This is a genomic window from Streptomyces sp. NBC_01166 (assembly GCF_045039765.1).
In the GTDB taxonomy this organism is placed as follows: domain Bacteria; phylum Actinomycetota; class Actinomycetes; order Streptomycetales; family Streptomycetaceae; genus Streptomyces.
On record NZ_CP108613.1, the window covers coordinates 1,463,683 to 1,475,278 of the forward strand.

Below are 11,596 nucleotides of genomic sequence, written 5' to 3' on the forward strand. Positions count from 1 at the left end.
CCCTCGCCTCACCCTCCGGCGGGCAGACCGGTGGTCCGGGGGGCGTTGGCCAGGTGCGCCCCGACCCGCTTGACCATGAGGGTCATCTCGTACGCCACCTGCCCTACGTCCGAGTCCGAGTCGGCCAGGACGGCGAGACAGCTGCCGTCGCCCGCGGCCGTGACGAAGAGGAAGGCCTCGTCGAGCTCGACCACGGTCTGGCGGACGCGGCCGGCGTCGAAGTGACGGCCCACGCCCTTGGCGAGGCTGTGGAACCCGGAGGCGACGGCCGCCAGGTGCTCGCTGTCCTCACGGGTCAGGTCCTGGGACGTGCCGGTGGCGAGGCCGTCGCTGGAGAGCACCAGCGCCTTGCGGATGCTTGCGACGCGCTCGACCAGTTCGTCGAGGAGCCAGTTGAGTTCGCCGGAGCCCTGGCGTGAGGAGTTGTGTGCTGCGGCGTTCGGTGCGGTCATCGACCGTCCCCTCCCGGAGTGGTTCCTGGTGCTGCCCCGCCGGGGCCGGTCGCGTCCTCGGCGTTCTGCCGACGGCCGCGCTGCCAGCCGCGTTGAAGCGAAGCCATGCGATTGCGTACTTCGTCCGCATCACGTTCGAGGTCGTCGTCGGTGTATGCGGGAACGTGGCCGGAAGTCCGCCCTGCGGAGTCCTCCCGGAGCTGTGGGGCGAGGTTCGCCTGCCGGACCCTGCGCGGGAGGCCTCCCACCGTACCCGGCGCGGACGGCCTCGGCGCGGGCCTGAGCCTCGGCGGCGCCTCGTCGGCCGGGGAAGCGCCTCGGCCGGGCCCCGCGGTGACGGCTTCGGAGCCGGAGGTCTCAGGGGGGCCTTCGGTCGTACCGGGGTGCGAGCGGCCCCCGTCGCCGATCCGGCGGCCATGGCCGGCGGCGGGTGTCTGCGGCTTGCGGCGCGGCAGCGGGACGGGGCCGGCGGGACGCATCGGCCGGACGTCCGCCGAACGGCCGTCCGAGGCGTCGAAAGCCTGCTGGTGCTGTTCCCGGTCGGCTTCCCTGCGCAGGTCGCGGGCGCGGAAGATGCCTCCCCGCTCGCTCTCGGTGTCCTCCAGGTCGGATACGCCGTCGAGGACGGGGCCGAGTGCCGGGTCGAGTTCCCGGTCGAGGGCCGGGTCGGTGAACCCGAGTGTGCCCACCGGTCCTTCGAGCTCGACGGGCCCGTCGAGCACCGACGGATCGGTGAGGCCGGTGGGGACCGGGGAGAGGCCGGAGGGCCTGCCCGGGATGCTCTTGTCCGCGACTCCGTCCCTGCGGGCCTTGTCGCTGCCGGGCGCGGCGCTGCCCGGCCGGCCGCTGCCGATCGCCTTCTCGGCGCGCCGGTCGAGGCGGAAGCCGGTGCCGTGCGTGTCGGGTGCGTCGGTGAGCAGCTGCGCCGGGATGAAGACGACCGCGGTCGTCCCTCCGTACGGTGAAATCTGCAACGACACCCTGACGTTCTGCCGCTGGGCGAGCCGGCTGACGACGAAGAGGCCGAGCCTGTCGGTGTCGGAGAGTTCGAAGTCGGGGGTCTCGGCGAGCCTGAGGTTGGCGTCCAGGAGGACTTCCGGGGCCATGCCGAGGCCGCGGTCGTGGATCTCGAGGGTGAAGCCGTTGGCCACGCGTTCGCCGTGGACCTGTACGGCGGTGTGCGGTGGCGAGAACACCGTGGCGTTCTCCAGCAGCTCCGCGATCAGGTGGGTGAGGTCGGCGACGGCCGGGCCGCCCACGCCGATGCGGGGCAGGCGCCGGACCTCGATCCGCTCGTAGTCCTCGACCTCGGCGACCGCCGCGCGCACCACGTCCATCAGCTGGATCGGCTTGCGCCACTGCCGGGACGGGGCCGCCCCGGAGAGGATCACGAGGCCTTCGGCGTGGCGGCGCATGCGCGTGGTGAGGTGGTCGAGGCGGAAGAGATCGGCGAGCTCGTCGCTGTTCTCGGTGCGCCGCTCCATGGTGTCCAGGAGCGTCAGCTGACGGTGCAGCAGCACCTGGTTGCGACGGGCGAGGTTGACGAAGACCTCGGACACGCCGCGGCGCATGTCCGCCTGCTTGACCGCGGCCTCGACGGCGGCGCGCTGCAGCGTGTTGAGGGCCTGCCCGACCTGGCCTATCTCGTCCCGCTCGTAACTGAGGTGAGGCGCTTCGGTCTCCACGTCGACCTGCTCGCCCGCGGCCAGCCGACGCATGACGCTGGGGAGCCGCACTCCGGACACCTCGTGCGCGTCCTTGCGCAGCCGGGAGAGGTCGCGGACGAGTTCACGTCCCACGCGGACGGAGACGAAGACGGACACGAGCAGGGCGACGAATCCCAGGACGCCGGCCACGCCCGCCTGGATCAGGACCCGGTAGCCGGCGGGTTCCGCGCGGTCCTGGAAGCGGTTGGACATCTCGGTGCCGTCGTTGGCCAGGTGCTCCAGGACGGGTGGGGCCACTTCCTCCCAGCGCGCGGAGTCGATGGTGCCCGGCTTCGTGATCGGGCCCGCGGCGATGAGCCTCTGCTCGGCCGTTCGCAGCGGCTCGGTGTCGGGGCTGCGCCAGTACTGCTCCATGCGGCCGCGCTCGCTCGCCGGCAGGAGTTCGAGGTTGACCTCGTACAGGAGCGTGCGACTGGCGGCGAGGTCGGAGACGACACGGAGCTCGGGGGCGCCGAGCCGCCCCGCGATGAGGCCGGACGCCACCAGGGCGTCCTCACGGGAGAGCATCTCGCGGGCCCTGGAGATGCCGACCAGGGCCCGGACCTGCTTGTCCATGGAAACGTTCTCCATCGTGTGGAGACCGTTCAGGAAGCGGTAGCAGGGGTCGACGAGGCCGTTGTAGAAGTCGAGTGCCCTGGTCCGGTCGACGGTGCGCTTCTCGACCGACCCGCGCAGCGCGTCCAGGCCGTCGACCTCGCCGAGGATCGCGTCGAGCTGGGCCTCCGACTCCGGACTCAGCTTGTCCCGTACGTCCTTGCTCTTCGCGCTGCGCCTGACCTCGGCCACGACCCGGTCGGTCCGGGCGCGCTCGCGGCGCAGGAGGGGCAGGGCGTCCGAGGCCCGGGGGTCGGCGAGGAAGACGAGTGTCTGGCGGCGTTCGCCCTGCACTGCCCTGATGGTGTCTTCCAGCGGGTGGCCGACCTGCTCCACGATGGCGCTGGCGCCCATCAGCTCACCGGCCTCGCGGCCGGTGACGTAGGTGGCGAAGACCCAGAGACCTGTGAGAGAGGCGAGCGGCACCAGGAGCAACGCCACGATCTTCCTGCGGATGGACTTCCCGCGAAAGCGCATGGCCTCCCCCAGCTCGGCCCCGCACCGCGGGGGTGGTTGTGCCGGGCCCGGTGGTTCCGGTCGCCCGGTCTTCGTGGTTGTTCGGGTGTTCCTGCCGCAGCCCACCGAGCGTCGGTCGGAGTTCCGTCAACAAACGGCGCGAGCCTACTACTGACCTACCGGTAACTCGAAGACGTGTCCGGACGATTTCAGGCCGCTCTTCCCCGAGTTGCTCACCAGTTGTCCCGGTATTCCCTGCGAAGAAACTCGCGAAAGCGACAGAGAATCCCTGGCCGAAGGCGGTGCATCCACACAAGGCAGTTGGCTGGAATTCTTCCTTCCGTGACCTTGCGGGGCTGGTTGCCGCCCCCGGCGGGAATCTTCACGACCTGGTATTCGTCCACACGTACGGGGCAGAAGAACCTCACGGGGGTACGTGCGACAGGCAAGCGGCTCCGCCCGCGTAAAAGGGGCGCAAGCCGGGCAGCCACCCTTGAGTCGGACAGTGGTGGGGAGTTGAAGGTCCTTGGACACGGATGAGCGCCGGGGCGCGGCGGCATCGTCGGCGATCCCGTCACAGACGGGCACGGCACCGGCAGGAGGGGCGCCCGCCGGTGCCCACATCCCCCGTCAGCTGTGGGTGGACGAACCCGCGGTCCGGCGGAGGATGCCGGATCCGGTGCGGACGGCGGCCGTGCGCGCCGTCCTCATCATGTCGCTGACGATCATTCTGGCCATGGTGGCCTTCCTGTGCACGCTGGCCGGGTCCTGGCTCGCCTTCCCGATGGTGCTCACCGGTGTGGCGGGCACGGTGGTGGCGACGTGGTCGGTGCTGGACGTGTGGGTGACCCGGCAGGTGTGGAACCAGCGCAACGGCGTGGTGTCCGTCCCCAGCAGCACGGCGCGCCGCATGCGTCGGGAGCGCCGTGCCGCCAGGCGTGGGGCGCGGTCCCGGGCGCGCAGGGAGGCCCGGATACGACGCCGGGGCGAAGGCAGGCTCTCCCGGGCCTGATCGCCTGCGCCCCGGCCTCCCCTACCGCTTGTCCGCGGCCTGCTGGGCGGGCTCCGTGCGCGTGTCCGTCATCTCCGTACGCATCTCCGGGACCGTCGACGCGCCCACGGTGCCGGTCGCCTCTCCGCTCCGCTTGAACATGCGGGTCGCGGTGATCTCGCCGTGGACGGTCTCACCGGCGGGGCCCTGCTGGGGCAGCCCCGGCCTGAGGTGCTCCTCGACACTGATGTACTTCAGCCCTGCCCGAAGGTCCGCGTCGTTGCGGAGGCGGATGACGAGCGGGAATTCGGCGAGCGCCGTCGTGTCGAACAGCCCGGTGGTGTAGAGCAGCTGGACTCCGAGCGCATCGGAGACCGCGCGCTGCAGCTCCAGCAGGTACGTCGCGTTGGCTCGCCCGATGGGATTGTCGAGGAAGAGCGTGCCCGCGTGCCGGTGCCGGTCGCGGCCCCTGTCGTTGCTGCGCAGGGCCGCCATCGTGCAGTACAGCGCGATGGCGGCGGTGAGCAGCTGGCCGCCGGAGAAGACGTCGCCCATCTGCCCGACCGGGACGCGCTCGGCTCGCAGCACCGCGTCCGGCTTGAGGATCTCCACCGCGATGCCCTTGGGCTGCAGGGCCGCCTGTACGCCCCGCAGCAGGAGGGACATGCCGTCCCTGCGCAGGTCGGAGTTCTTCTTGAGGGCCGCGTGCGTGGCCTCGTCGATGACCTCGCCGAGCCTCTCGGTGAGCGTGGCCTGGTCGGGTTCCTCGAAACGGATCCGGAGGAATTCCTGGCCGGACCACTCCCCCAGCCCCTCGGGCAGCCGGGAGAGCCGCTGGGCGGAGCGGAGCGTCGTGAGGGCCGACTCCACGAGGCCTCGGAGCCGGTCGACGATGGAGTCGCGGTTGCGCTCCAGCTGGACCAGCTCGTCGGTGAGCACCCGCAGCCTGGGAGCGAAGGCGGCGGCCCACTTCTCGGCGTGATCGGGCAGGGCGGCTGCCGGGAGTTCCCGGATCTGCTGCCGGGCCGGGGTGCGGACCTGTTCGTAGCGGGTGGAGTTGGCGTGCCGCACGAGGACGTCGCTCGCCTCGCGTACGGAACTCTCCGCGGCCGACAGGTCGGTGGAGCAGCCGCGCAGTGAGCGGCGCGCCTCGGCGGCGGACTGCCTGGCCTCCTCCAGAGAGCCCGGGTACGGGTCGGGGGACTCGGTCTCGTCCTCGGCGCCGTGGTCCCTGAGCAGGTCACGCAGGAGTGCGGCGGTCTCGTCGAAGCCGCTCGCCGAGTCCTCGGCGGTGCGGTGGGCCCGCAGCAGTTCGGCGTGGGCTGCACGCGCGGTGTCCAACGCCTCGGTGGCGGAGGCGAGTTCGGCCGTCGCCGTACGGAGCAGAGCCTGGGCCTGGTCGGCGTCGGCCGGGGCCAGGTCGGCGGGGAGCTCCGTGTGGTGCGGTGCCTCGTGGGCGGGCGCGAGCCGTTCGGCTTCGCCGCGCAGTCGGCCGAGCTGCTCGCTGGCCGTGGATGCCCGGGTCTCCAGGAGCTGGACGTGGGACTCGGCGCGGGCGGCGGCCGCCTGCCGGGAGGGCCCGTCCGCTCCGTCGGTGCCTTCGAGGAGCTGGGCGGCGCGGGTGCGGACCTTGTTGGTGAGGCGGTCGAGTTCGGCCAGGGCGGCGCTCTCGTCGCTCTCGGCGCGCGCCTGCTCGGCACGCAGGTCGGCCCCGACACCCACCTTCTCGTACAGCCTGGAGGCCGCCCGGTACGCCTCGCGCAGGGCTGGCAGGGAGGTGCGCGCGCTGGAGGCGTCGGGCTCCGGGAGCGTTTCCGGGGCGCCCGCGATCTCGGCCCTCTCGGCACGCAGGGCACGGGCGGTGCGGTGGGCGTCGTCCGCGGCGCGCTGGGCGGCCCGGCGGTCCTCGTCGGCGGCGCGTGCCCGCTCCAGGCAGGCCGTGGCGCGTGCCTCCGATTCGGCTGCCTCGTCGGTCAGTTCGCGCAGTCGCGCCTGCCAGCCCGCGCGGTCGCGGAGACGGTGGGCGAGGCCCGCGAGCGCGTCGGCGGCGCGGCGGGCGCGCTGGGCCGCCTCCTGCCGCTCGTCGCGGACGCGCGCGGCGTCGGCAGCGGCCTCGTCCGCCTCGGCGCGCACGGTACGCGCCTCGGCGAGTGCGGCCTCCGCGGTCTCCGCGGCGGCGCGGGCGGTGCGGGCGGCCTCGCCGAGCTCGGCGAGCATCCCGGGCGGGCAGTCGGCGCGCCAGGAGCCGATGCGGGAGGCGAGGGAGCGGTCGGCGGCGAGCCGGGCCGCGAGCGACCTGATGTCCTCGTCGCGCGCCGCGGCGCGGGCGCGGAGCGCCTGGCGCTCCTCGTCCGCGGCGTGCTCGTCGTGCATCGCGGGGTTCGGCGGTACGAGGAACACGTCGTCGGCGCCGGCGCCCGGACCGCCGGGCGCGGGTACGGGGGCGAGGAGCGCCGCGGCGGTGCCCACGGCGACGGCCGACCGGGGCAGCAGGGCGGCGGCGGCCAGCACTTCGCGGGCGCGGGTGTGCGCGTCCGGGTCGGTGATGACGACACCGTCGACGAGCTCGGGACGCGCCGCCAGGACCGCGGCGTGGTCGGCGGGGTCCACGGCCTGGGCGAGGTAGCGCCAGCCGGGCAGGGCAGGGATGCCGTGCTCACCGAGGTACTCGACGGTGGTGAGGACGTCGGGCCCGGGCGGCAGCAGCCCGCCGTCCCCGAGGGCGCCGAGGATGCGGGAGTCGTCGGCGGCGGCGGTACGCAGGTCGAAGAGCCGTCGTTCGGCGGCGGAGACGCCCTGGTCGAGGAGCTCCCTCAGCTCGTCCGCGGCGCCATCGAACTCCTCGGCCGTGAGGGACTGCGCGTCCCCACCGGTGGCCTCTTCGTTCCCGTCCGTTCCCGCGGCGGCGCTGCGGGGGCGCGGGACACCGACGCCGCCGGCCGCCGGGAGACCCAGCAGGTCGGCGAGGCGGGGGTCGGCGGCGATCGACTCGGCGGCCCTGCGCTCGGCCTCGTAGGACTGCTCGGCGGCCTGTGCGCCGTCGGCGGCACGGGCCGCGGCGAGCTCGGTGCGGCTCTCGGCCGCCGCGGCTTCCCGGGCCTGGTCGGCGGTGGCCCTGGCCGCCTCGCGCGCGGTGTCCCAGGCGGCGACCGCGCTCTTCTCGGCGTCGTTCGCCGCGAGGGCAGCGCGGGCCGGGTCGGCGTCCGGCGCGGTGTCGTCCAGCCAGCCCGCGCGTACGGCTTCCGCGGTCTCCTGCTCGACCTCGGCGAGGCGCTGGCGCAGGTGTCCGGCCTCGCTGCGGGCGCGCTGGGCCTCGGTCGCCGCGGTGGTGGCGTCCCGGTGTGCCGTCTCCCCGGTGGACTGAAGGGTCGCTGAGCGCTCCTCCTCCTCGTCCGCCACCCGCTCCCCCGCCTCCGCGGCGGTGTGCAGGGCCCGTACGAGGTCGGCGGCGGCCGTGGCGCGTGCGGCCAGGGCGGGGGCCGCGTCCCGCTCCGCCTCACGGATGGCGACGGCGACGCGTGCAGAGCGGTCGGCGGCGGCACGGTGGCGCAGGACGGCTTCGGCGGCCTGCCAGGCGGAGTGCAGGGTGCGTGCCTCGCCCAGCTCGCGGCGCTGAGCCGCAGCGCTCTTCTCGGCGGCGGTGAGGGCCAGGGACGCGTGCCGGTAGGCCAGTTCGGCCGCGATCAGGTCCCGGCGGCCGCGGGTCGCTTCGGCCTCGGTGACGGTGTGGGCGGCGTCCGCGACCTGCTGGGCGAGCTCGGCGGTGCGGCCCCGCTCCTCCACGGCGCGCCCGGAGAGCCTGCGGGCGAGCGTGCGGGTGCGGCGTTCGGCACCGGCGTGGACGTCGCGGCTGCGGGCCCTGGCCGCGGTGGCGTCGACGATCCGGCCGAGCAGCTCGACCGAACCGGCGGTGAAGTCGCGTTCCGCGGTGAGTTCGGCGCGGCGGCCCAGCTTGTTGCCGAAGCCGCTGACGAGGTCGGCGAGGCCGTCGGTGTCACGGGTGTCGGTGACGGCCCGGAGCAGCAGGTCGGTGAAGTCGGAGTCCTTCTTGACCGCGAAGAGGCCGGCGGCCTCGCCCTCGTCGGCGTTCATCTCCCGCTGGTAGCGAAAGAGTTCGGGGTCGAGTCCGAGATCACCGAGGTGTTCGTTCCACCGGTCGTGGATCTCTTCCCAGTGCACGTCGAGGTGCGGGTAGAACTTGCCGGCGTCCGTGAGCGCGTCGCGGAACCCCTTCATCGTGCGGCGTCTGCCTCGGGCGTTCGAGACGCCTTCGGCGGGGCGGCCCACCGAGCTGGCCTCGGCCACGGGCAGGCTGTCGAGGCTGAGACCGGGCCCGGGGCGGAAGGAGTACCAGGCCTCGGCGAACTTACGGGGGTCGTTGGAGACCTGCCGGCCACGCCATTCGCTGACCTTGCCGACGACGACGCACTCGCCGGTCAGGGTGTGCTGCCACTCCAGGGCGACATGTCCGCAGTCGTCGGCGAGCAGGAACTTGCGCAGGACGCCGGAGCTGGCGCCGCCCAGGGTGTTGCGGTGGCCCGGCAGCATCACCGAGAAGATCAGCTTGAGCAGGACGGACTTGCCGCCGCCGTTCTCCAGGAAGAGCACACCGGCGGGCGCAGGGCGGCGTGGGGGGCCGACGGGCTCGTCCTCGAAGAACTCCGCCTGGGCCGGCGCGGGCCTGGGCACGGGCTCGCCGACTCCGCGCAGGTCGAGCACGGTGTCGGCGTAGCGCGCACCGGCGGGCCCGATGGAGTAGAGGCGGACCCGGGACAACTCGTACATGGCGGCGGACTCTCGTCGTTCTGGCGGCGGGCGGGCGGCTGGAGCGGCAGCGGGGGCAGCTCGGGGCGGTGCGGCGGTTCAGGAGTGGAAGGGGAGTCCCGCGTCGGCGGCCAGTTCCAGGCCTTCGTCGTCGGGCGGGGGCAGCAGGGTGGCCGAGCCGTCCGAGACCGGGACGACGCCGAGTTCCAGCAGTTCGGCCATGGCGGCACTGCCCGCCATGTCGCGCACCTGGAGCTGGTAGCGGGCGGTGGTGCGGTAGGCGCCGCCCGCGTCGTCCCCGGTGCGCTGGAGGAAGCCCGAGTCCGTGAGGAAGGCGACGGCCTTGCCGATGATGCCGGTGGTCGAACCGGCGAGCCGGCGGGCGTCCTTGGTGGCTCCGGTGGCGCTGCGGCGGGAGTAGATCCGCCACCCGGATTCCAGGCCGGGCGCGTCGGTGGCCGGGTCGGTGTTGTCGCCCTGCTCCTCGGCGCGCTCCTCCAGGCGTCGGCAGGCCTGGCGGACGAAGGCGTCTACGCCGTTGACGGTGATGCGGCCGATGTACGAGTCGTCGGCCAGGTCCTCGGGCCGGGGGAAGGCCATGGCCGCGACGGCGAGGTGGGCGAGACCGTGCAGGAAGCGGTCGGCGGAGTCGGGGGACGCGCGCCGGGCGTAGTCGCCCATGCGTACGGCGAAGACCGAGTCCTCACCGGCGGTCACGGCCATCCCGGCGCGGGTGGAGACCTCCAGCACGATGAGCCCGAGCCCGGTGGCGACGGCGTCGGCGAGCCTGGCGAAGGCGGGCTCCTCGCGGTAGCGGCGGAGCAGCTCGGTGTACTCGGCGTCGCGGGCGGGCATCAGCTTGGGCTGCAGCCCGAAGGAGACCAGCCGGGCGGCGTCGGCCGCGTCGGCGGGGGTGACCGCGGTGGGAGCGGCCGGCCGTGCGGTGTCGGCCGCCTGCGTGAAGGGCTGGTCGCCCCACGCGTCGGTGTGCTCGGCGTGCTGCTCGCTCAACTCGGTGACTCCTCGGTGGGGGTGCCGCTCCCGGGCGGCTGCGGGTGGGTGGTCGGGCCGGGGACGCTCACGAGGCGTCCTTGCGGTCCGCGGCCATGCCCGCCGCGTCCAGCAGGGCCATGCCCACTATCAGGTCGGCTCCGCCGAATTCGTGGTCCTCGAGCTGGGTGCCGTCGTCGACGGCGAACAGCAGCCGTCGCTCGCCCTGGCGGTAGGCGGTGCCCACGGGAGGGCTCGCCGCGTGGACGGCGAGCAGGGCGACGAGGTACGGCAGCTCGGGGTCGCGCAGCCGGGCCTCCGCCAGGAGTCCTGAGAGCCGGCGGGGGGCGTCGTGCTCCAGGTCGAGCAGCTCCATGGCGTATCCGAGCTGCTCCTCGCTGAACCGGCTGTCGTCCGGGGTGGCGATGAGGTCGGGCTCGGGCATCTCCGCGCCCAGGTGCTCGCGCTCCACCGGGGGCATGAGCAGCAGGTCGACGAGGTCGCCGACCCTGACCGAGGTGGGTGTGCGCAGCCCGGTGCCGTGCGCGAAGAACGCGTCGGTGGCCCGGGTGGCCTGCTCGACGGGGAGCGGCAGCAGGGGCACGACGAGCTGTCCGTAGAGGTCGAGGCCCGTCTGCGCGGTGGGTGTGGCGAATGCCTGGCGGTCCTGCTCGGCGCGGAAGAGGGGTCCTGCCTCCAGGAGCCTGGACTGGAGCTGGGTGTGGCGGCGGATGCAGTCCTTGACGATGTCGACGAGCTCGGCGGCACGGCGCTTGTGCTCGGGGTCCTCGGCCTCGTCCCTGGCCTTGCGGATGTTGGTGAGGATCGCGTTCTCGTGGCGGTAGCGGTCGGCGACGTGGTCGAGCGCCTCGGCGATCATGTCGGGGACGGCGTTGAGCCAGTCGACGGCGCGGACGTTGCGCCGGGTGGCCTCAAGGGTCCTGCGGAGCGTCTCGGCGTACTGCACGGTGCGGTAGCGGGCCTGTTCGGCGGCGAGCTGGGCGTCGGCGAGCCGGCCCCTGCTGATGAGGACCTCCAGCTTCACCTCGGCGGCGATCTGGGCGCTGGTGACGTCCGTGTCCAGGGCGCCCACCAGGACGTTGACCGCCTCGTCGGTGGCGCGGAGGTAGACCGTCCCGCCGTGGCCGGGGACTTCCTCGATGAGCTTGAAGTCGTAGTCCCTGCGGACGTAGACGCCGTCGGGTCCGAAGGTGCCGTACACCGCGCGGAAGCCGCGGTCCACGCTCCCGACGTTGACCAGGTTCTCCAGGACCCAGCGCGCGACCCGCTCGTGTTCGGTGACGGGCCGGCGGGGTGCCTGGGCCGCGACCCGCGGGAGGAGCCTGGCCACTATCTGGTCGTGGTCGGCGCCCGTGTCGAAGTCCATGTTGAGGGTGACGAGGTCGATCGCGGCGAGGGCGACCTCGGCCATCGCGTAGACCGTGTACTCGCCGGCCAGATTGGCCTTGCGCACGTCGAGGTCGTGCAGCGGAGCGGTGCAGGCGAGCGCGCGCAGCCGTCGCGAGAGCCCCTCATCGGCGGCGGGGCCCTGGGCGGGCCTCGGTCCCGCGCTGAGCTGGGGCGCAGCGGTGTGGGTGTCGGCAGGCGAAGTCACGCTGCAC

The 11,596-nt window shown here is 73.6% G+C and carries 6 protein-coding genes; 1 reads left to right on the forward strand and 5 read right to left on the reverse strand.

The genetic code is table 11. The features are described 5' to 3' along the window. Positions 1-8: 8 nt before the first annotated feature. Both OG379_RS06730 and OG379_RS06735 read right to left on the reverse strand, forming a co-directional pair. The gene (locus OG379_RS06730) at positions 9-452 is read right to left on the reverse strand and encodes a roadblock/LC7 domain-containing protein (protein WP_356712706.1); all 444 of its coding nucleotides are present in this window, start codon (positions 450-452) and stop codon (positions 9-11) included. After that, positions 449-3,250, reverse strand: coding sequence for a nitrate- and nitrite sensing domain-containing protein (locus tag OG379_RS06735; protein ID WP_405660357.1), 2,802 nt, complete (start codon positions 3,248-3,250; stop codon positions 449-451). Before OG379_RS06735 ends, OG379_RS06730 begins: the two co-directional genes overlap by 4 nt. Positions 3,251-3,755: 505 nt before the next feature. Here OG379_RS06735 and OG379_RS06740 point away from each other — a divergent pair. Next, the gene (locus OG379_RS06740) at positions 3,756-4,241 is read left to right on the forward strand and encodes a hypothetical protein (RefSeq protein ID WP_393767039.1); all 486 of its coding nucleotides are present in this window, start codon (positions 3,756-3,758) and stop codon (positions 4,239-4,241) included. A 21-nt stretch (positions 4,242-4,262) separates the two neighbouring features. Here OG379_RS06740 and OG379_RS06745 read toward each other — a convergent pair whose 3' ends face one another. From OG379_RS06745 to OG379_RS06755, 3 genes are all read right to left on the reverse strand, one after another. Beyond that, positions 4,263-9,005, reverse strand: a complete 4,743-nt coding sequence (locus OG379_RS06745) for a hypothetical protein (RefSeq protein WP_405660360.1) — start codon at positions 9,003-9,005, stop codon at positions 4,263-4,265. A gap of 78 nt (positions 9,006-9,083) precedes the next feature. Then, entirely contained in the window at positions 9,084-9,995 is a 912-nt protein-coding gene (locus tag OG379_RS06750; protein WP_393767043.1) for a hypothetical protein, read from the reverse strand. A gap of 67 nt (positions 9,996-10,062) precedes the next feature. Then, on the reverse strand, positions 10,063-11,589 hold the full coding sequence (locus tag OG379_RS06755) for a hypothetical protein (protein ID WP_405660363.1): 1,527 nt from the start codon (positions 11,587-11,589) through the stop codon (positions 10,063-10,065). Positions 11,590-11,596: the final 7 nt, after the last annotated feature.

Excerpts from the sequence above, each read along its gene's own strand:
- OG379_RS06730 (WP_356712706.1), bottom strand. The coding sequence starts at position 452 with ATGACCGCACCGAACGCCGCAGCACACAACTCCTCACGCCAGGGCTCC.
- OG379_RS06735 (WP_405660357.1), bottom strand. The coding sequence starts at position 3,250 with ATGCGCTTTCGCGGGAAGTCCATCCGCAGGAAGATCGTGGCGTTGCTC.
- OG379_RS06745 (WP_405660360.1), bottom strand. The coding sequence starts at position 9,005 with ATGTACGAGTTGTCCCGGGTCCGCCTCTACTCCATCGGGCCCGCCGGT.